At 49.8% G+C, this 233-nt stretch carries 1 protein-coding gene; it reads left to right on the top strand.

What is annotated here, in order from left to right; translation table 11 throughout:
* Positions 1-4: 4 nt before the first annotated feature.
* On the top strand, positions 5-233 hold a 229-nt coding region (locus tag CHH91_RS19155; RefSeq protein ID WP_176465885.1), incomplete at its 3' end, for an L-threonylcarbamoyladenylate synthase.

Here is a 233-nt window from a genome sequence, read left to right as displayed (position 1 = left end):
CGAGATGATTCAAGAAGCAGCTATGTGGATAAAACAAAATAAGCTGATTGCTTTCCCAACCGAAACGGTCTATGGGCTTGGCGCCAATGCTCTCTCATACGAGGCGGTCGCACAAATATTCGCGGCAAAAGGGCGCCCTAGCGATAATCCACTGATTGTCCATATTGGCGACAACAGCCAGTTGGACAAGCTGGTCAAATCGATTCCGGCAAACGCCAGCAAACTCATGGCAG

The sequence above is a fragment of the Virgibacillus sp. 7505 genome (assembly GCF_002272135.1).
GTDB lineage: Bacteria > Bacillota > Bacilli > Bacillales > Amphibacillaceae > Terribacillus.
This window is presented reverse-complemented; position numbering and strand designations above follow the sequence as displayed.